At 38.9% G+C, this 18,877-nt stretch carries 18 protein-coding genes; 13 read left to right on the top strand and 5 right to left on the bottom strand.

From position 1 onward, the window contains the following. Nucleotides 1–7: 7 nt before the first annotated feature. The gene (locus tag Q0H92_RS00960; protein WP_296010611.1) at nucleotides 8–460 is read right to left on the bottom strand and encodes a very short patch repair endonuclease; all 453 of its coding nucleotides are present in this window, start codon (nucleotides 458–460) and stop codon (nucleotides 8–10) included. Nucleotides 461–544: 84 nt separating this feature from the next. On the opposite strand from Q0H92_RS00960, the gene Q0H92_RS00955 reads away from it, so the two are divergent. Genes Q0H92_RS00955 through Q0H92_RS00945 form a run of 3 tightly spaced genes read left to right on the top strand, consistent with a single transcriptional unit; the run spans nucleotide 545 to nucleotide 2,966 of the window. Continuing rightward, nucleotides 545–1,699 (top strand): class I SAM-dependent RNA methyltransferase, encoded by a 1,155-nt coding sequence (locus tag Q0H92_RS00955; RefSeq protein WP_296010610.1) that lies wholly within the window; start codon nucleotides 545–547, stop codon nucleotides 1,697–1,699. Between the two features lie 3 nt (nucleotides 1,700–1,702). After that, nucleotides 1,703–2,305, top strand: a complete 603-nt coding sequence (locus tag Q0H92_RS00950) for a TetR/AcrR family transcriptional regulator (RefSeq protein WP_296010606.1) — start codon at nucleotides 1,703–1,705, stop codon at nucleotides 2,303–2,305. Between the two features lies 1 nt (nucleotide 2,306). Beyond that, nucleotides 2,307–2,966, top strand: coding sequence for a PrsW family glutamic-type intramembrane protease (locus Q0H92_RS00945; protein ID WP_296010604.1), 660 nt, complete (start codon nucleotides 2,307–2,309; stop codon nucleotides 2,964–2,966). Nucleotides 2,967–2,968: 2 nt separating this feature from the next. Here Q0H92_RS00945 and Q0H92_RS00940 read toward each other — a convergent pair whose 3' ends face one another. After that, nucleotides 2,969–3,373 (bottom strand): Fur family transcriptional regulator, encoded by a 405-nt coding sequence (locus Q0H92_RS00940; RefSeq protein ID WP_296010602.1) that lies wholly within the window; start codon nucleotides 3,371–3,373, stop codon nucleotides 2,969–2,971. Nucleotides 3,374–3,452: 79 nt separating this feature from the next. Continuing rightward, a complete protein-coding gene (locus Q0H92_RS00935; RefSeq protein WP_013702649.1) occupies nucleotides 3,453–3,995 on the bottom strand; it encodes a ferritin family protein in 543 nt (180 codons plus the stop codon). A 269-nt stretch (nucleotides 3,996–4,264) separates the two neighbouring features. On the opposite strand from Q0H92_RS00935, the gene Q0H92_RS00930 reads away from it, so the two are divergent. The 9 genes from Q0H92_RS00930 (at nucleotide 4,265) to Q0H92_RS00890 (ending at nucleotide 15,060) form a co-directional block, all read left to right on the top strand. Next, nucleotides 4,265–6,052 (top strand): DNA repair helicase XPB, encoded by a 1,788-nt coding sequence (locus Q0H92_RS00930; protein WP_296010599.1) that lies wholly within the window; start codon nucleotides 4,265–4,267, stop codon nucleotides 6,050–6,052. After that, nucleotides 6,049–8,145, top strand: a complete 2,097-nt coding sequence (locus Q0H92_RS00925; RefSeq protein WP_296010596.1) for a helicase-associated domain-containing protein — start codon at nucleotides 6,049–6,051, stop codon at nucleotides 8,143–8,145. Before Q0H92_RS00930 ends, Q0H92_RS00925 begins: the two co-directional genes overlap by 4 nt. Before the next feature lies 1 nt (nucleotide 8,146). Continuing rightward, nucleotides 8,147–9,640 carry a type I 3-dehydroquinate dehydratase gene (locus Q0H92_RS00920; RefSeq protein WP_296010593.1) on the top strand — a complete coding sequence of 498 codons (1,494 nt, stop codon included), beginning with the start codon at nucleotides 8,147–8,149 and terminating at the stop codon, nucleotides 9,638–9,640. After that, nucleotides 9,640–10,359, top strand: coding sequence for a ribose-5-phosphate isomerase RpiA (gene rpiA / locus Q0H92_RS00915; protein WP_296010591.1), 720 nt, complete (start codon nucleotides 9,640–9,642; stop codon nucleotides 10,357–10,359). The genes Q0H92_RS00920 and rpiA overlap by 1 nt, the downstream gene beginning before the upstream one ends. A 59-nt stretch (nucleotides 10,360–10,418) precedes the next feature. Further along, nucleotides 10,419–11,291 (top strand): ATP phosphoribosyltransferase, encoded by an 873-nt coding sequence (gene hisG / locus Q0H92_RS00910; RefSeq protein ID WP_296010588.1) that lies wholly within the window; start codon nucleotides 10,419–10,421, stop codon nucleotides 11,289–11,291. A gap of 12 nt (nucleotides 11,292–11,303) precedes the next feature. Further along, a complete protein-coding gene (locus Q0H92_RS00905; protein WP_296010585.1) occupies nucleotides 11,304–11,921 on the top strand; it encodes an imidazoleglycerol-phosphate dehydratase in 618 nt (205 codons plus the stop codon). Nucleotides 11,922–11,947: 26 nt separating this feature from the next. Further along, nucleotides 11,948–12,442: an Lrp/AsnC family transcriptional regulator gene (locus tag Q0H92_RS00900; RefSeq protein ID WP_013702642.1), complete on the top strand. Its 495-nt coding sequence runs from the start codon at nucleotides 11,948–11,950 to the stop codon at nucleotides 12,440–12,442. Next, nucleotides 12,443–13,615 carry an aminotransferase class I/II-fold pyridoxal phosphate-dependent enzyme gene (locus tag Q0H92_RS00895; protein WP_296010581.1) on the top strand — a complete coding sequence of 391 codons (1,173 nt, stop codon included), beginning with the start codon at nucleotides 12,443–12,445 and terminating at the stop codon, nucleotides 13,613–13,615. A gap of 107 nt (nucleotides 13,616–13,722) precedes the next feature. After that, on the top strand, nucleotides 13,723–15,060 hold the full coding sequence (locus Q0H92_RS00890; RefSeq protein ID WP_296010578.1) for a tetratricopeptide repeat protein: 1,338 nt from the start codon (nucleotides 13,723–13,725) through the stop codon (nucleotides 15,058–15,060). A 55-nt stretch (nucleotides 15,061–15,115) separates the two neighbouring features. Here the strand turns inward: Q0H92_RS00890 and Q0H92_RS00885 are convergent, their stop codons facing one another. Further along, nucleotides 15,116–15,895, bottom strand: coding sequence for a MetQ/NlpA family ABC transporter substrate-binding protein (locus tag Q0H92_RS00885; protein WP_296010575.1), 780 nt, complete (start codon nucleotides 15,893–15,895; stop codon nucleotides 15,116–15,118). A 191-nt stretch (nucleotides 15,896–16,086) separates the two neighbouring features. Here Q0H92_RS00885 and Q0H92_RS00880 point away from each other — a divergent pair, with 191 nt between their 5' ends. Then, nucleotides 16,087–17,793 carry a hypothetical protein gene (locus Q0H92_RS00880; protein WP_296010570.1) on the top strand — a complete coding sequence of 569 codons (1,707 nt, stop codon included), beginning with the start codon at nucleotides 16,087–16,089 and terminating at the stop codon, nucleotides 17,791–17,793. A 122-nt stretch (nucleotides 17,794–17,915) separates the two neighbouring features. Here Q0H92_RS00880 and Q0H92_RS00875 read toward each other — a convergent pair whose 3' ends face one another. Continuing rightward, nucleotides 17,916–18,872, bottom strand: a complete 957-nt coding sequence (locus Q0H92_RS00875) for a glycosyl hydrolase family 18 protein (protein WP_296010567.1) — start codon at nucleotides 18,870–18,872, stop codon at nucleotides 17,916–17,918. Between the last annotated feature and the right edge of the window lie 5 nt (nucleotides 18,873–18,877).

Raw genomic sequence — 18,877 nt, 5'->3', positions numbered from 1 at the left:
TAAAACTCTAAAATTCCCTGTAGTTTTCTGTCAAATCCTCTTCAAGCCACAGGGAAATTTCTTCTGTCACTTTTGAAAGTTTTTGCGCTTTTTGTTTTCCTGTTATTGAACATTCCCAGACAACGGCGACTCTGTAGCAGCTGTCAAGATAGGCTGAAATCACTTTTTTGTCGCGCACCATGTTCCGTTCGATTTTATTTTTCCAGAATTCAACATTTGTTTTTGGCAGCCTGAAAAGCCGGCAGTTTTTGTGTCCGTGCCAAAAGCATCCGTGGATAAAAATAACTGCGTTGTAATGCGGAAGAAAAATGTCCGGCGTCCCCAAATACCGCTTGTCGTTTTTCCTGAACCTGAATCCGGCCTTGTGGAGTGCGCTTCTTAAAAAGACTTCGGGCTTGGTGTCTTTGCTGTGGATTTTCGCCATGTTCAGGCTTCTTTGTTCTGCGCTCAATGTGTCCATTTCTGTATATTAATTTTGCCTCTCTAAAAATTCAACCGGCATATTTTCTTGTACAATTGAACATAAAATGTTAAAATGTCATTTATGAATACTTTTGTTGCTCTTTGCGCAGTTGGCGCGGAAAAAATCCTTGGAAATGAAATAAAACATTTGGGCTATACTCTTGCAGGAAACGCTCCGGGCCGGGTTTCGTTTTTAGGCGACAATGATGCTTTGTACCGCTCAAATTTTTGTCTTAGGACGAGCGACAGAGTTTATCTTCAGATGTCTCGTTACAAAGCTGACAACTTCGATTCTCTTTTTGAAGGCTGCTATAGAATTGACTGGCAGGATTTTTTTAGAAAGGATGTGCGTGTTGTTGTGGATAAAGTCCGTGTTTATAAAAGCCGGATTAACAGCGAGCATACGATTCAGGGAATGATTCAAAAAGCGATTTACACAAAACTCGGAGATGTCTGGCGCATGAATTCTTTGCCGGAATCTGGAAATCAGGCTGATGTGCGTGTTTATATGGAGCGGGATGAAGCTGTGATTTTGCTTGATACAAGCGGACAGGCTTTGCATAAGCGCGGCTACAGAACTGAAGGTGGAACTGCTCCATTGCGTGAAACAACGGCAGCGGTTCTCTTGCAGGAAATGATGTGGCGCAGAAAAACTCCTTTGCACGATCCTTTTTGCGGAAGCGGAACAATTGCAATTGAAGCGGCTCTTTACGCCCACAATATTGCTCCGGGTCTTGGAAGAAATTTCGCGTATGAAAATCTTTCCATATATGATGCTTCCCGCGCTCTTGAAATAAAAAAAGAAGAAGCTGCAAAAATCCGCACAGATGTTGAATGCCACATTGCCGGAAGCGACATAGATCCGTTTGCAATTGACCGTGCAAAACTGAATGCGGAACACGCTTGCACAATGGCTGGAAGAGCTTTGCAGCTGATTGGAAGCGATATGCGCATTGAGCGTCCTGAATTTTTTGTAAGCGACTTTGAAAATTTGCATTCAGAATTTGAAAGCGGACTTATACTTTGCAATCCTCCTTACGGTGAACGTTTGGGCGATGAGTCTCAGGCTGAAAATCTTTATAGAAAAATGGGCAGCTTGATTTCAAATTTTGAAAACTGGCAGATTGGCGTTATTACAAGTCAAAAGTCTTTTGAAGATTGTTTTGGAAAAAAAGCTTCCGCGGTAAAGCCTTTAAAAGCTGGAAATCTGGACACTTCTTTTTATATTTACAGGTAAAATATGGCGATTGTTGTTGAGCACGAAAAGCGCAAAAGGGAAATCCTTGAAAAGTCGTTTCAGCTTTTTATAGAAGACGGATACGAAGATGTTACTTACCAGAAAATCGCGGACAAATGCGGAATTACTCGTACAACTCTTTATATCTATTTTAAAAACAAGCGCGAAATTTTTTTGTGGAGCATAAAGCAGCTTACAAACGATGTTGAGCAGGAACTTATTGGAATTATAAAGAATAGCCAGATTGATTCCATAGAATGCCTTAAGCGGATTTTTTTGTGCATAATCGATATTGCGGAAAGCAACCGGGCGTTTTTCCGTGTTTTAAAAATGTATCTTATGCAGCTCGAAAAAAGCGGCGTGGATATAAATGACCGGGTAACAAGGCGCGTTATCAGGATTCAGCATTTGATGAATATGGTTTTAATCCGCGGACAAAAAAAAAGTGAAATAAAAAATCTTCCCATAAAGGAAATAAACAGCTTGCTTTACTGTCTTTTGGAAACTTCAATTTTTCGGCTTGGAATTCTTAATCAGGAAAATCTTGATGAAATGCGCGGAACGGTTCAGTTTGTAATAGAGCAATTCAGGGCGGAGAAAAAATAAAATGAATTTTACAAGTTTGATTCCACCGTTTTTAATTTGCACGATTCCTGTTTTGGCGGCGTTGGCTTGCCTTGTTGTCCTTGTAAAAGAATTCAGGCTTAGCTTTGGATTTATTGCAGTTTTCGGCGGACTTTTTGCTGTTGTTCCGATTTACGCGATTCAGTTTTTTTTGGAAGCTTCCGGGCTGATTAACGCGCATTCTCTTTTTTCTGTTTTGATTAAAAGCATTCTTGTGAACGGCGTTGTTGAGGAAACAATAAAAATGGCGGTGTTTTTTCTTTTTCCGTCAAAGAAAATGTCGATGAAAGTTTTTTTCGCCTGCGCTGTGTTGAGCGGACTTTCTCTTGGATGCTTTGAAACTTTAATTTATATTGCTTCTGGAATTCAGAATCTTGAGCTTAGGCTTTTGACTGCGGTTGTTATTCATTCTTGCTGCGCGGGACTTTCGGGGCTTTTTGTTTTCAACTTGAAGAACGGAAGTTTAAAAATCTATCCGTTTGTTCTGGCTGTTTTGCTGCACGGAATTTACAATTATTTTGCGGGATTCAAAATGGATACAATGTTCTTTTGGTTTTCGCTTGTTGTAGTTTTGGTTGCTGTTGTGGAATGCCGGATCCGTTACAGGGCAATGAATCCGGAAGGACTGATTCTTTTTCAGTAGGATTAAGAGCAGTCTTTGCAAATTCCCCAGATGTTGGTTTGAATTTTTTCCGCTTTGAATCCGTCTTGCAAAAATTGCGGCGGAAGTTCAACAGGCTTAAAAATATCGTAAATTTTTTCGCATTTTACACATTTAAAGTGCAGATGATTTGAAGTGTCCGCGTCGTATCTAAGTTCTCCGTCTTCAATTGTGATTGTCTGCACAAGTCCGCATTCAGAAAACTGCTTGAGCGTGTTGTAAACTGTTGTGCGCGACAAAGTTGGCATTTGCGGAGAAAGTGCCGTATAAATTGTGTCAACGGTCGGATGCACTAGATTTTCCGCAAGAAATTTGTAAATTGCCATTCTTTGAACTGAAGGACGGATATTTTTTTCTTCTAGTTTTGCTGCGATTTGTTCGTGATTCATTTTTTTCTCTTGAAACTTTTTGGAATTTAAAAAACACCATGCAATGAAAATGTTTTCAAAGCACAGTGTTTTTTTTATTTTATTTGCTGAAATAACGCTGCATTATTCCCTTGAATCCTGCTCCGTGGCGCGCTTCATCTTTTGCCATTTCATGCACTGTGTCGTGAATTGCATCGTAGCCAAGTTCCTTTGCGCGTTTTGCAAGTTGAAGTTTTCCTTCGCAAGCTCCTGCTTCCGCGTCTGCTCTCATCTGAACATTTTTCTTTGTTGAGTCAGTAAGAACTTCTCCAAGAAGCTCGGCGAATTTTGCGGCGTGCTCGGCTTCTTCAAATGCATAGCGTTTGTATGCTTCTGCAATTTCCGGGTAGCCTTCGCGGTCTGCCTGGCGGGACATTGCAAGATACATTCCGACTTCTGAGCATTCACCGGCGAAATTTTCACGGAGTCCTTTTACAACTTCTTCGTCCAAGCCTTTTGCAGAACCAACCTGATGCTCGCAGGCAAATCCTTTTGTTTCAACCATTTCATTGAAAGCGTTTTTTGCATGGCAAACTGGACATTCTTCCGGCGCATTGTCTCCTGTGTGAACATATCCGCATACTTTGCAAACCCATTTTTTCATAATAACCTCCTAAGTTCCTTACACTTGATTATTTATAAATTTGTATTTATTACAATAATGATATTATTATAATAAATTTATTTTGTCAACAAAAATTTGACAAATTTAAATTCCGGGCTTAAAATAAAAATGTCGGAAAACTCTTGTTGTTTTTCATAGATAGACTCTCCTCAAAAAGCCGGTTTGTCGTTGGCAGACCGGTTTTTTATTTTGTGTGCTTCGCCGTAAAATATTGTAAGCCTTGCCGATTCATTATATAATGCACTGATATGCCTGAAAGCGAAAATCCTTTGATTGTTCAGTCTGACAGAACTCTTCTGCTTGATGTCCATGCGCCACTTGCCGAAGAATGCAGAGCTGCCTTGATTCCTTTTGCGGAACTTGTGCGCTCTCCTGAACATTTGCATACATATCAAATTTCATCTCTTTCTTTGTGGAATGCTGAAAGCTCAGGATTTACAGGCGAACAGGCAGTTGAAGTTTTAAAAAAATTTTCACGTTATGAAATTCCGCAGAGCGTTGTTGTCTGGATTGAAGAAACTTCCGGGCGTTTTGGAAAGCTTAGGCTGGTTCAAGGTCCTTCCGTGGAAAATTCAGACGGAATAAAAGAAGAATATCTTTATCTTGTTTCAAATTCTCCGTATGTTTTTAAACAGATTGAAGCGAATGCTTTTGCCAGAAAATTTCTTGTTCCGTGCGAATGCGCAGAAGAATTTTCGGTAGGACTTTCAGAAAAAGAAAAAACTTTTTGCTTTAAACTTTTGCTTACTGACCGCGGAATTGTTAAGCAGAATCTTTTAAAAATTGGCTGGCCTGTAAAAGATGATGTTCCGCTTCAGGACGGATTTCCTCTTGAAATAAATCTGCGGAAAACAACTTTGAGCGGGCGGCCTTTTGAAGTGCGTGAATATCAGAAAGCTGCGGCGAATGCGCTTGTCGGAAACAAAGGTCCGGGAACTGGATTCGGCACGATTGTGCTTCCTTGCGGCGCTGGAAAAACGATTGTCGGCATGGAAATAATGAGCCTTTTAAAGACAAATACGCTCATTGTAACTACAAATATTACAGCGGTTCATCAGTGGATAGACGAGCTTATTGATAAAACTGATTTGGATGCAAGCCAGATTGCGGAATACACTGGAGAAAATAAAACTATAAAACCTGTAACGGTTGCCACTTATCAGATTCTTACTTGGCGTCCTGACAAAAATGGTCCGTATCCGCATTTTTCACTTTTCAGGCAGAACAACTGGGGTCTTGTTATTTACGATGAAGTTCACATGATTCCGGCTCCTGTTTTTAGAGTTGCTGCTGAGCTTCAGGCTGTGCGACGCGTTGGGCTGACTGCGACTCTTGTGCGTGAAGACGGCTGTGAAGGCCACGTTTTTTCTTTGGTTGGTCCTAAAAGATATGATGTTCCGTGGAAAGAACTTGAAAAGGCAAAGTGGATTGCAAAGGCTGAATGTATTGAAGTTCGGCTTGGGCTTCCTGAAAATAAGGAAATTGAATATGCGGTTGCGGCAAACAGAGAAAAGCACAGAATTGCAAGTGAAAATCCTTTGAAAAATAAAATTGTTCAGGAGCTTGTTGAAAAATTCAAGGACGACAAAATTCTTATAATCGGGCAATTTTTAACTCATCTTGAAATTATTGCCAAGCTTCTCAACGTTCCGATTATTACTGGCAAAACAAAAAATTCCGAACGTGATATAATTTATGACGATTTTCGAAGCGGAAAAATCCGTGTGCTTGTTGTAAGCAAAGTTGCGAATTTTGCAATCGATTTGCCGGATGCAAGCATGGCAATTCAGGTGAGCGGAACTTTTGGTTCAAGGCAGGAAGAAGCACAGCGGCTTGGAAGAATTCTTCGTCCAAAAGAAAGAACTTCAAGATTTTTTACTTTGATTACGCGCGGAACAGTTGAAGAAGATTTTGGAAGCAACCGCCAGAAATTTTTAGCCGAGCAAGGATATTCTTATAGAATTGTCCGCTATGAAAATGAAAAAAGTTTTGACGAGTTTGAAGTTCCGATTCAAATTGAAGGATGTGGCCAATGAATTTAGATGCAAAAGTTCAAAAGATAATTCAATGGCGTGAAAGTTTTTGCACTTTGCCGGACAAATTTTTTTTCGAGTTGGTTCGCATTTATCTTGGCGAAGTAAAAACTCCTTACAACAAGCAAAAGCTGGCGGAAGAAATCGGAGCTTTTCTGCGCAAAAAAGAAACCCGGGAATCAATTATAAAATTTCTTGACGGAACTGATATAAAAATTCTTACGGCGATAAAATTTTTGAACGAGCCGGACATTGAAAAGCTTGAAAAATTTTTTTCGTCTTCAATTCAGCAAGGAGAATTTTATAGCGCAGTTGCAAGCCTTGAAGAACGCCTTTTGATTTTTTCTGTCCGCGTAAAAAATGAAAAGAATTTAATAAAAATAAATCCGTATCTTGAAGATGATTTGAGCGGCTTGTTGAATTTGCAAAATTTGATAAGTCCAGAAAACGCAAAAAAATTTCCTGAACGACGTTTGAGAATTTCTTCTGAACTTCTTGCGGTTTTTCTCTGCTATGTTTCAGGCCATTCTGATATTTGCAAAAATAACGGAGAGCTGAAAAAGAAAGCGGCTTCTGACTTGGCTGAAATTTTTCAAGAGAATTTCAACAAGGAATTTTTTGAAACACTTTTTAAGGCTCTAAAAAATCTTCATCTTGTGCAGGAAGATTCTGAAGGCAAAGGATTTTTTGTTGACTGGCAGAAGCTTGAGCTTTTTTCAAATTTGACTTTTGGAAATCAATCTGCATATATTTGCGCCGCTTGCGCAGGTTCGTTTTCCAGAAGCATGATTCTGTCTAGCGCAGAAATTTTTTTCAAGACGCTTTCATTTTTAAAGCAGGAAGTTTACACAAGACAGAAAATTCTTCAGATTGCTTTTTTGCTGAAAGATAAAAATTCCCGTTACTCCGAAAATTCTTTCAGCCGGTTTTCAAGAATTGTTGCGTTTGGCTCTTCCGCGGAAAATTCTTCTGTCGATTCAAATTTTTTAGATGCGATGCTGGATTGCGCGATTGAGCTTGGAATTGTCGATTCACTTTCTGAAGGCGAAAATGAATTTATTTGTGTGAATCAAATTTTTGAAGAAAAAAAATCGCAAGGTTCTTTGAGCATTGATGCAGGTTTTTCTGTAACAATTTTACCGGGATTTTTGCTTTCGGAGCTTGTTCCGCTTATAAAATTTCTTTGTCCAAAAAAATGCGACACAGCTGCCGTTTTTGAAATCACGCGCCAGTCAGTTTTGAAGGCTTTTGATTTTGAAATGACGAAAGAGCAGATTTCCGCAATTTTAAAAAAATATTCGCATTACGAAATTCCGCAGAATCTTTTGGTTTCGCTTGATGAATGGGCAGATTCTTATAATTCGGCCGCGCTTTATAAAGGCTATGTTTTAAAAATCCGTCCTGAAAATTCTATTGTAATTGAAAAAAAACTTTCATCTTATATTATTGAAATTTTGTCGCCGGGAATTTTCTTGATGAATTTTTCATCCGATGAGCAGGCAAAAAATTGCGTTGAGCGTCTTGGACTTGATTTTGTTGGAAATGTAAAATCCGCGAAAAAAACTGCGCCTGCTTTGGGATTTCCAGAAATTGATTTTGATTCTAAAATTTTATCTTGCTCTTCGGAATCTTTGTCCACGGAAAATTCTATGGCTTCCGGCTCAAAAAAAGAAGTTTCAAAAATTCTTGAGGATTTAAAAAATCAGCTGGAAAATATTTCGGCTTCCGCAGAGCAAAAAGAAGGACTTGAGGAGCGGATAAAACGGCGCGTGGTTTTGTCTTCGGCGCAGCTTCGGCCTGAAAGTGTTAAGTTTGAGCTTACCGAGGCAAGCGGAATGAATTTCACCGGAAAACTCAGAGTTTTGGAAAGTGCGGTTCAAAATGAAGATTTGGTTGAACTTGAAATGTCTACGACAAAAGAAATTTTAATTGGCGTTCCAAGAGCCGTTGTAAAAAATCAAATTCTTTTTTTAGTTTGCAAAAATTCTGAAACAAATTCAGTTGAAGAATACGAAGTTTCAATTGCTTTGATTTCAAAAGTAAAAAAAATCAGAAGCTCAGCTTCATTTTTAAATTTAATTGCAAAGGAGTCTTGAAATGGAATCGCCAAAAGTTTGTCTTACGCTGACAGAAAAAACTCTTGCGGAAGATTTGGAGCTTCTTAATAAATATAGAAGTTATGTTGACATGGTGGAACTGCGCGTTGATTTTTTGAATCAGGATGAGCGGCTTTATGCAAGGCGGTTTCCTTCGATGTCTGGCTTGCCGTGCATTTTGACAATCAGGCGAGAAATAGACGGCGGAAAATTTGTTGAAGGCGAATCTGCCCGCACAATTCTTTTTGCCCGCGCGCTTTCTTTTGCCGATGAAGATAAAACTAAAAATTTTGCCTATGTGGATTTTGAGGAAGATTTTCATATTTCAAGTCTTGAAGATGCGACTCTTGCTTTTGAGACAAAAGTAATCCGAAGTTTCCATGACATGAAAAATCCTGTAAGAAATATTTTGGAGCGGCTTAAAGAACTGAATCCTTCCGGGCTTGAAATTCCAAAAATTGCGTTTATGCCTCACAGCCTTGACGATGTTACAAATCTTTTTGAGCAGGCTTCTAAAATTTCTGGAAACAATCATATTTTGCTTGCGATGGGCACAATGGGAATTCCAACGAGAGTTCTTGGCGCAAAACTGAAAAATTTTTTGACATACACTTCCGCGCCGGAATCAATTCAAAACACTTCAAATATTGCCCATTTGGATGCTGTAAAACTCGGCGGACTTTACAGAACAAAATCTATAAATGAATCGACTAAAATTTTTGGAATTACCGGCTGGCCGCTTTCCGGCACTTCGAGTCCTGAACTTCACAACACAGGATATTGCCGCCATGGAATGAATGCTGTTTACATTCCTTTTCCAGCTGAAAAATTTGAGCAGGCGATTGATTTTTCTGAGCAAGTTGGAGTGCAGGGACTTTCTGTTACTGTTCCGCATAAAGAAGCTGCTCTTGCAAGGGCTGATTTTGTGGACAATGCCGCGCTTGAAATTGGCTCAAGCAATACGTTGATAAAAAAAGACGGAAAGTGGCTTGCGTACAACACAGATGCGGAAGGCTTCTTAAAAGCTTTGCTTGAATTTTTGAATTTAAAAAATTTAAAGCACAAAAAAATTTCTATAATTGGAGCGGGCGGAGCTGCAAAAGCGGTTGCGTATGCAGTTTATAATTCCGGCGGAAAAGCCTGTATTTTTAACCGCACTTTGTCAAAGGCAAAAGAGCTTGCTGAAAAATACGACTTTAAATATGCTCCGTTGAATTTTGAATCAGTTTCTACGATTAGAAAATATTCAGACGTGATTATTCAGACCACATCAAAAGGAATGCATTGCGAAGAACCTTCTAATCCTGAAAATGATCCGCTTTATTTTTATGACTTCAATGGAAAGGAAGCTTTGTTTGACATAATTTATATGCCGAAAGCCACTCCGATAATGGTGCGTGCAAGAGAGGCTGGCTGCAAAATCTGCAATGGATTCAGCATGCTTCTTTATCAGGGATATAGGCAATTTGAATTGTATACAGGAGTTGAATACTGATGTGTATTTCTAAAGACGAACAAAAAATTTTAGCTGCAACAACCGCAGTTGATTCTTTAATCAAAGAAGGGAAAATTTTCAGCGGAATGAAAATCGGACTTGGAACCGGCTCTACTGCAATGCCGGCTGTAAAAAGACTCGCACAGAGAATTGAAGACGGAACTTTAAAAGACATAAAGGCCGTTGCAACAAGTTTTCAGACTACATTGGCTTGTGAAGAACTTGGAATTCCAGTTTACACATTGAACGACAAAGTAATTAACGGAACTCTTGACCTTGCAATTGACGGCGCGGACGAAATTGATCCTGACAACAATCTTATAAAAGGCGGCGGCGCGGCATTGCTCCGTGAAAAAATCATTGCTTATAATTCAGCAAAGTTCGCAATTGTTGCAGATTCCTCAAAAGATGTAAAAAGCCTTGGAACTGGTTTTGCTCTTCCTGTTGAAATTATAGCTGAAGCTCGTGTTCCCGTAATCAAAGCTTTGGAAAAACTTGGCGCGGAATGTGTGCTGCGTGAAGGCGTAAAAAAAGCCGGACCTGTAATCACAGACAACGGAAATCTTATCTTGGACTGCAAATGGAAGTCTCCAGTCAATCCGCAGGAAATGGAAGAAAAAATCGACGGAATAATCGGCGTTGTTGAATGCGGATTTTTTACAAAGATAAAGCCAGAAGTTTTTATTGCAAAACCCGACGGAACTGTTGAGCGCCGCTAGTTTTTATGTTTGTTCTGCAACTTGAATTTAGGGGCGACTTCAATTTATAATTGTACATTATGGAAAAATTAAAAATTTTATTGGCAAAAGGAAGAATTTACGAATCTGTATACGAGCTTTTGAGCGATGTTGGAATTTCTTTAAAGCTTCCAGACAGAACATATTTTCCTATAACAAATCAGAAAGACCTTGCGTTTCAAGTTGTAAAACCTCAGATTGCGAGCGTTCTTCTTGCGGCAAACAAGGCGGATATTGCTTTTTCCGGGAAAGACTGGGTTTTTGAAAATGGCGTTGAAGATTCGCTTGTTGAAATAATGGATTTGGGATTTGATCCAGTCCGTGTTGTCGCTGCGATTCCGGAAGATTTTGACTATGAAGAGCTTGCAAAGAAAAATGTTACAATTGCAACTGAATATCAGAATTTAAGCAAAAAATGGGTTGAAGCAAAAAAAATCAACGGAACAATTTTCCGCACTTGGGGAACGAGTGAAGGTTTTGTTCAGAATACAGAAGATTCAATTGCGCAAATTCTTATTGACAACACAAGCACAGGCTCTTCTTTAAAGGCGAACCGTCTAAAAATCGTGGACACTCTCATGGAAAGTTCTACAAGAATGTACGCGTCAAAAGAAGCGATGGCTGATCAAGAAAAAAAACAGAAGATTCTTGAGCTTAAAATGCTTTTTTCTGCTGTTCTTGATGCGCGCGACCGTGTAATGCTTGAGATGAATGTTTCCAAGGAAAAATTTGACACGCTCGTAAAGGCAATTCCGTCTATGAGAAGCCCGACTGTAAGTCCGCTTTTTGGAGATTCAGGATACGCTGTAAAAACTGCGGTTAAAAAAAGTGAAGTTCCGGTTCTTCTTCCAAAGCTCAAAGAATTTGGAGCCACAGACATTTTGGAATATGAACTTAGAAAAGTCATGTCATAAGGAATTTTTCAAATGGAAAGAACTGCAAGCATAAAACGCATAACTGGCGAAACACAAATAGAACTTTCTTTAAATCTTGACGGAACTGGAAAATGCTCTGTAAAAAATCCAATAGGTTTTTTTGGTCACATGCTGAATTCTTTTTGCAAGCATGGACTTTTTGATTTGAGCGGAGAATTAAAAGGCGATTTGGAAGTTGACCAGCATCATCTTATAGAAGACACAGGAATTGTTCTTGGACAATGCTTTGCTTCTGCTTTGGGAAACTGCGCAGGAATTTATAGAAGCGGATTTTCAATTTATCCTATGGATGAAAGTCTTTTGCAGGCTGCTGTCGATTTTGGCGGACGTCCGTTTTGCGTTGTAAACGCGGCTCTTTCTAATATTCCGCTTGTTTCAATTGGACAGGACGAAAAATCTTCTTCGTTTCAAACTGATTGCTTTGAGGATTTTTGGCAGGGATTTGTAAACGGTGCAAAGTGCAATTTGCATCTTGATACAATCCGCGGAAGAAGCGATCATCATAAAATCGAAGGACTTTTTAAAGCAGCAGCCCGGGCAATTCGTCAGGCAGTGGAAATTGATTCAAGACGCAACGGAGAAATTCCAAGCACAAAAGGACTAATTTAGAATTTTAATTTTATAGAAGGTTAAAAATGGACAGCACAGAAGAAATTTTAAATTTGCTGCGTGACAATGCGCGTATTTCTGTAGAAGATATTTCCGCGATGACAAAAAAATCAGTTGAAGAAGTCAAGTCAATTATCCAGCAACTTGAAAATGACGGCGTTATTATGAAATATGCCGCAATTATAAATCCTGAAAAAGATTCCAAGGCAAAAGAAAAAGTCTGCGCGGAAATTGAAATTCAAGTTACACCAGAACGCGAGCATGGATTTGATGGAATTGCTGACAGGATTTACAGGTTTCCGCAGGTAAAATCTCTTTATCTTATGAGCGGCGGCTACGATTTAAAAGTAATAATTGAAGGCGAAACTTTGCAGGAAGTGGCGCTTTTTGTTGCAAGAAAACTTTCTACGCTTCAAGGTGTGCGCTCAACAAAAACCCATTTTATTTTAAAGACTTACAAAGAAAATGATATTGTTTATATAGAAGAAAATTCCGACAGCCGGGAAGGAGCAATGGCTTAAATGAATACAAGAGAAGATAAATTCAGTTCGTCAATGGTGCAGACTCCACCAAGCGGAATCCGAAAATTTTTTGAAATGCTGATTGGGCATGACGATGTAATTTCGCTTTCTGTTGGAGAACCTGATTTTCCAACTCCTTGGTGCATTCGTGAGGAAGCTTTTTATCATCTTGAAAAAGGACATACAAGCTATACTTCAAACTGGGGCTTGCTTGAGCTGCGTGAAGAAATTTCAAAATATATGCAAAAATACAATATGCATTATAATCCGCAGAAAGAAATTCTTATAACGGTTGGAGCAAGTGAAGGCGTTGATGCTTCTTTGCGTGCAATTCTTAATCCCGGAGATGAAATTATTGTATGCCAGCCTTGCTATGTAAATTATGTTCCTTTGGCGCGTCTTTGCGAAGTCAATGTTGTTCCTGTTGATACAAGCGTAAATGGATTTTATCCGACTGCACAGCAAATTGAAAATGCACTTACTCCAAAAACAAAAGCTGTTATGATTTGTTCTCCAAACAATCCGACTGGAACAATGATTCCAAAAGAGGAACTTGAAAAAATTGCGGAAATTGTAAAAAAACATCAGCTTTGGGTTATAAGCGATGAAATTTACTGCGAGCTTGCTTATGATGAAGCGGAACATGTTTCAATTGGCTCTTTCCCCGGAATGAAAGATTACACGATTATTCTTAACGGATTTTCAAAATCTTTTGCAATGACAGGCTGGCGAATTGGATATATTGCGGCTCCTGCTGAACTTCTTGCTCAGATTGTAAAGCTTCATGGATACAATACAATTTGCGCGCCAATTTTCAGTCAGTATGCGGCTACGGAAGGTTTGCGCAACGGCTGGTCTGAAGTTGAAAAAATGCGTGTAAGCTATCAGCAGCGAAGAAATTTGATGTACAAGGCATTTTGTGATATGGGACTTCCTGTTCCAGAGCCTTCCGGAGCTTTTTATATGTTCCCGGACATTTCTTCAACAGGGCTTTCAAGCGAAGACTTTGCCACAAAGCTTTTTCAAAAGCATAATGTTGCTGTTGTTCCAGGAAGCGTTTTTGGAGCCGGCGGAGAAGGACACATAAGATGCTGTTATGCAACTGCTATTGATAAAATAAAAGTTGCCTTGGATAGAATTGCAGATTTTGTTCAGGAATGCCGAAAAAATTAAATTTTTGGTAAGGTTAAAAAAATCCGATAAATAATAAACGGGGGGGGGCATAAGAACTTTTGAAATTCCCTCAAATAATTTTGCTTTGTTAAGGAAGGTTTTAGAATATGTCATATCTTATTGCTGGCGTTATAATGATTGCTCTTGTTGCAGTTCTTACTTTGTTCATGGGAAAAAATGGCGGCAGCACCAAAGAGAAAAAAACTAGCAATAGGAATAAAGCTCAGATTATAAAAGAGGCGAATAAAAAACTTGCGAAAAATCCGCATGACCCGGCAGGACTTATTCCGCTTGGCGATGTTTATTTTTCGAGCCAAATTTGGGACAAGGCATATTTGATTTATAACGACATTTCAAAACTTGATTCAAAATCTGGAGTTGTTAATCTAGGCGAGTGTTTTTTGCGGCTTGGAATTAGCGCGCTTCAGCTTGGAAAAAATCCAGAAGCGGTTCAAGCTTTGGTGAGTGCATACAAAATAAATTCGGTTAGCTTTGAAAATAATTTTTATCTTGGCAAGGCGATGTTCAACCAAAAGCTTTATGAAAAATCTGTGCCTTTGTTTAAAAAAGCGATTCTTGCCAAACCTGAATCTTCTGGCGTTTATTTTTTGCTTGCACAAAGCCTTTATTTTGCCAAAAAGTACCGCGAAAGTCTTTCATTTTTTAAAAAAGCCCTTGATGAAGATCCTTCAAACAAAGAAGCGCTTTTCAATATGTCGGATGCAATGTTTCAGGAAGGACGTGGCGACCGTGCTATAAAAATTTTCATGCATCTTAGAGCTGATCCAGTTTATGGCGCAAGGTCTTGTCTTAGGGCTGGAGTTTTTCATACAAAAATAAATGATTTGAATTCCGCAATTCAGGATTATGAAATCGGACTTAAGCACGAAAACGAGCCTTCTGACATAAGGGTTGAAATTGAATACAATCTTGCACGTTGCTATTTTGAAAAGAAGCAGATTGCAAAAGGCCTTGCGCTTTTAAAGGCAATCCGAAATTCTGTTCAAAATTATAAAGATGTAAATTCGCTTATAAACCGTTATCAGGAGCTAAGCCAGAACAGCAATTTGCAAATTTATATTTCCGCAAACAGCAACGATTTTGTAACGCTTTGCCGGAAATTTATTTTGACTAAGTATAAAAATTCAAATGTAAAAATCCAAAACATAGAAAACGATTCTCTTTACACTGATATTCTGACTGAAATTTTCGCGGCAACTTGGCAAGATGTTGTCTTGTTTAGATTTTTTAGGACAACAGGTTCTGTCGGCGAAATTTACATCAGAGAATTCCACGAGCACATGAGCGATGTAAATGCTGAGCGCGGATTTTGTGTTTCTGCAGGAATTTTTTCAGAAGAAAGCAAAAAGTATATTGAAGGCCGCCCAATCGATTTAATAGAAAAAACAGAACTTACAAAAATATTAAAGCAGATTTCAATTTAAAATAAAAAAGGACTTACAATCAAATGCAAGTCCTTTTTATCTTTAAAGTTCAATTTTAGAATGCGGCTACAACTTCGCCATCTTTGAATTTTTCAGAAATGTAATTCTTGATTTTGTCGCTCTGCAATGCCTTTACAAGCGCTTTTACGCGAGGGTCGTTCTGGTTTCCGTCCTTTACAACAATAATGTTAACATAAGGCGAATCTTTTCCTTCTACAAAAAGTCCGTCTTTTGTTGCAGAAAGTCCTGCTGGAATTGCGTAGTTTCCGTTGATAACAGCTGCATCAACATCGTTCAAAGTGCGTGGAATTGAAGCTGCGTCAAGCTCTTTGAATTTAAGCTTAAGCGGATTTTTTGCAATGTCGAGCGTTGTCGCTGTGATTCCTGCATCTTTTTTAAGTTCAATAAGTCCTGCCGCCTGAAGAAGCAAAAGCGCGCGTCCTCCGTTTGTAGGATCGTTTGGAATTGCAATTGTCGCCTTTTTCTTCAAGTCAGAAAGCTTTGAAACTTTTTTTGAATAAAGGGCGATTGGCTCAATGTGGATTCCGCCTGCATTTACAAGATGATAGCCTTTTTCCTTGTTTGTGGATTCCATGTAAGGAATGTGCTGGTCAAAGTTTGCGTCAAGCTCGCCGCTTTCAAGGGCATCGTTAAGAATAACATAATCTGTCATTTCAATAACCTGAATGTCAACGCCTTGAGCTTTTAAATCGTCCTTTACAAGATTGAGCATTTCTGCATGAGGAACAGGAGTTGCTCCAACTTTTAGTTTTGCCTGTGCGGACAAAAGAGCGGCTGCAAAAATTGCCGCAGTCAATGTTAATATTTTTTTCATTTTTTTCCTCCAAAAATATTTAAGATAAGCTAAAAATATCTTTTCTTGCCTGAACTGTCAATTATTATATTTTTATACTTGGCTATAGATTTTGTTTATAACATTTATTGCTTTGCAATACTAAGATAGTCATGTTATAATAAGATGAAAATTTTTTTATAAAATGCATTTAAATAAAGTTGGAGAACAACATGGCTTTTGATGATGATATTGATCCAAGTATTGCCGCCTTGCTTGCTGATACTCAAGATGAAATTCCGGAAGTGGAATTCAATGCGTCTAAAAAAGATGACTTTTCTTCTTTTGGCGGGTCGCAGAATAAAGACTTTGAAAATTTTGTAGCTGAAAAAGCATCAGGCAAGCCCAAAATGAACGGTTGTGTTCCTGAAGTTGATTTGAATATAAAATCATTTGCTCCAATTGAAAAATATTTTGAAGATACTCCAAGCAAATGCTACGACGACCCTTCGTATTATAAAAAATGCCTCACAGGAGAAGGCACAAGTTCGCAGAGGCTTCATTCTCTTTTGGTAAAATATCTTAATTGCCAGGACAAAAAAGACCGCACAGTTTATCGCCAGCAGATAATCACGGCTTATTGGGAATTTTTAAGAAATCTTGCTCCAAAAATGGCAAGTTCTTCCATTGAAGATTGCAAAAGAATGGCTATGCGGTTCGGCATTTTGCTTCCGTCCTTGGCAACTCCAGAGCAAAAAAATATGTTTGCCCGCGCGATAGACAAGAACAATACTTATGAGCCGATTCTTTATATGGATGAATGGATTCGTTCTGTTGCGCTTGGACACATGAAGCCTAGTACGACTGATGAAATTCCTGTAAGAGGAGCTGCAAAAGGACCTGCCGCGGAACAGCAGCATATCATGGCTTTAAAAAGCAAGAACAGCGGAAAAATCCAGACTTCGGAAAGCCTTTTGAATGCAAAGGAAGCTGAACGGGCAAATTTGGAAAATTCAGTTGAAGGCAAAATTCGTGATATTTTTCAGCATGATTCATTGCCCGGACTTGAGCCGCATAAAAATCCTTACACAGATTTGCAGAGAAAACTTTTTTCAGACATTATAAACGATTTCCGCCAGCTTCAAAAAATAGACAAGGAGCTTTCAAAGCATCTTGAGGATTTTAAGGAAGCAAAACAGACTGAGCAGAGCCTCAATGACAAGTCAACTGATTTTGTGGAAGAAGTCAATGTTGGAAAAGAAGAAATTCTTGGTGAAATGAGCACAATCCGCCAGATGGCAAAGATGACTTGCGGACGCCAAGGAAATCAGTATCCGATTTTTACGAGGGAATTTTTCCACTGCACAGAAAAAGGAACCGGATTCCGCGAAAATGTAATCCGCGAGCTTTCTTGGATAGAATCAATTGACCCGCAGTGTTTTTGCCGCATACATAAAAATGTTCCGCATAGAATTGTTCCTTATGTTTTGCTTGTTCCGACTTATGGCGACGTTGGATTTTGCTGGGAGCCGTTTGACCGTTACAACAGACTTTCTAGCCGCGGCCGTATTGCGATTCCGATGTATCCGCGTGATTTAAAAATTGCGTGCCTTACTGCGGTTGCTGATTTAAGATGGCAAGTTGCAAAAGAAAAAGCTTCATTCGACTGGATGAGCGACGGACTTACTGGACATTATTATCAGTATCTTGAAGAGCACAAAATGAAGGGCGACATAAAGCAGTTCTTTATAGAGGACTATATTCTTTGGATGACAAAAGAATCTATGGGAACACAGAAACTTGAAAAAGAAGTCCGCGGAATTTTCTGGCGTTATATTCCTTTCCCGCAGGAAACAAAAGAAGATTTAAAGAAACGCAGCCTTGTTTATCAGGAACTTTATCAGCGCGATATAAACAGAAGCATGAGCGATGGATATTGATACGATATTATTCTCATGCTGAACAATTGTCATTCCCCGGCTTGACTTGGAAACCTATTTTAAATTTTCAGCAGATTATCGGGTCAAGCCCGATAATGACAAATTTCTTTCAGAATGAAAATTTAATCCTGAACAGAAAGAATTTGCCAGAACTCTTTGTCTTCCTGACCAATTCTCCAGAAGCCGGCGTTTGGAATGTTTTTTTCGGAAAGCATAAGGCATCTTGCTGCTAAAGATTCCTTGTCATCGAACCAGCCTTTTACTGTGATTTCTGTTTTGAATTCAAAATGCGGAATTCCTTCGGTTCTTTGAACTTCTTCCAATGCAGAATTTTCGCCAAGGATTCTGTTGATTCCGCTGTTATACCAGGCTTTGGAAAAATTTGGTTCTGCCCAGCTTCTTCCGTAAAAAGGTAAGCCCATTATTATTTTTTCAGAAGGAATTGAATTTAAAGCGTAATCCGCAATTTTTTTACACCAGTCCATTCCGGAAACAGGTCCTGGCGTACTTTTTGCCCAGTGCTGGTCGTAAGCCATTATAAAAATTCTGTCTGCGCAAGATGCAAGTTCTGTGTAATCATAGACATCATCTTGAATTGACTTTGTTCTTGCAGGAACACATACGGAAAGCATTTTGTCTTTGCCGATTGCTTTTTTCAGTTTTTTAAGAAAAGCCTTAAAATTTTCAGCATCGCGTTTTGGAACAAGCTCGAAGTCAATTTGAAGGCCATCGAAATTTTTTGTTGCTTCTGCCAGAGTTTTAATTATTTTTTTCGAAACTTTGTATTTCGGGTCGATTACAAAGTGGCTTAGTGAACGGCTTTCACAAATTGCAACAAGATGGACTCTTCCATTGAATTCAGGCGGAATTGTTTTCCTGTTTGGGATTGAAGGAATTTCTCCGTACTCATTTATTTCTGCGCTAAAGTAGCAAAGGTCAGTTATCGGCAAGTCCGCGGAAAATTCATTTTCATATCCTGTAAGAACGTAGCTCCAAGTTTCATTGAATTTGATTTTATTTTGAGAAAATGCACAAATTGCAAAAATTGTCAATGCGATAAATGTTATAATCTTTTTCATTTTAT

The sequence above is a fragment of the uncultured Treponema sp. genome (genome assembly GCF_934725225.1).
GTDB lineage: Bacteria > Spirochaetota > Spirochaetia > Treponematales > Treponemataceae > Treponema_D.
The sequence above is the reverse complement of the archived record's forward strand: the minus strand, read 5'-3'. Positions and strand labels throughout refer to the sequence as shown.

Excerpts from the sequence above, each read along its gene's own strand:
- Q0H92_RS00960 (WP_296010611.1), bottom strand. The coding sequence starts at position 460 with ATGGACACATTGAGCGCAGAACAAAGAAGCCTGAACATGGCGAAAATC.
- Q0H92_RS00955 (WP_296010610.1), top strand. The coding sequence starts at position 545 with ATGAATACTTTTGTTGCTCTTTGCGCAGTTGGCGCGGAAAAAATCCTT.
- Q0H92_RS00950 (WP_296010606.1), top strand. The coding sequence starts at position 1,703 with ATGGCGATTGTTGTTGAGCACGAAAAGCGCAAAAGGGAAATCCTTGAA.
- Q0H92_RS00945 (WP_296010604.1), top strand. The coding sequence starts at position 2,307 with ATGAATTTTACAAGTTTGATTCCACCGTTTTTAATTTGCACGATTCCT.
- Q0H92_RS00940 (WP_296010602.1), bottom strand. The coding sequence starts at position 3,373 with ATGAATCACGAACAAATCGCAGCAAAACTAGAAGAAAAAAATATCCGT.
- Q0H92_RS00935 (WP_013702649.1), bottom strand. The coding sequence starts at position 3,995 with ATGAAAAAATGGGTTTGCAAAGTATGCGGATATGTTCACACAGGAGAC.
- Q0H92_RS00930 (WP_296010599.1), top strand. The coding sequence starts at position 4,265 with ATGCCTGAAAGCGAAAATCCTTTGATTGTTCAGTCTGACAGAACTCTT.
- Q0H92_RS00925 (WP_296010596.1), top strand. The coding sequence starts at position 6,049 with ATGAATTTAGATGCAAAAGTTCAAAAGATAATTCAATGGCGTGAAAGT.
- Q0H92_RS00920 (WP_296010593.1), top strand. The coding sequence starts at position 8,147 with ATGGAATCGCCAAAAGTTTGTCTTACGCTGACAGAAAAAACTCTTGCG.
- rpiA (WP_296010591.1), top strand. The coding sequence starts at position 9,640 with ATGTGTATTTCTAAAGACGAACAAAAAATTTTAGCTGCAACAACCGCA.
- hisG (WP_296010588.1), top strand. The coding sequence starts at position 10,419 with ATGGAAAAATTAAAAATTTTATTGGCAAAAGGAAGAATTTACGAATCT.
- Q0H92_RS00905 (WP_296010585.1), top strand. The coding sequence starts at position 11,304 with ATGGAAAGAACTGCAAGCATAAAACGCATAACTGGCGAAACACAAATA.
- Q0H92_RS00900 (WP_013702642.1), top strand. The coding sequence starts at position 11,948 with ATGGACAGCACAGAAGAAATTTTAAATTTGCTGCGTGACAATGCGCGT.
- Q0H92_RS00895 (WP_296010581.1), top strand. The coding sequence starts at position 12,443 with ATGAATACAAGAGAAGATAAATTCAGTTCGTCAATGGTGCAGACTCCA.
- Q0H92_RS00890 (WP_296010578.1), top strand. The coding sequence starts at position 13,723 with ATGTCATATCTTATTGCTGGCGTTATAATGATTGCTCTTGTTGCAGTT.
- Q0H92_RS00885 (WP_296010575.1), bottom strand. The coding sequence starts at position 15,895 with ATGAAAAAAATATTAACATTGACTGCGGCAATTTTTGCAGCCGCTCTT.
- Q0H92_RS00880 (WP_296010570.1), top strand. The coding sequence starts at position 16,087 with ATGGCTTTTGATGATGATATTGATCCAAGTATTGCCGCCTTGCTTGCT.
- Q0H92_RS00875 (WP_296010567.1), bottom strand. The coding sequence starts at position 18,872 with ATGAAAAAGATTATAACATTTATCGCATTGACAATTTTTGCAATTTGT.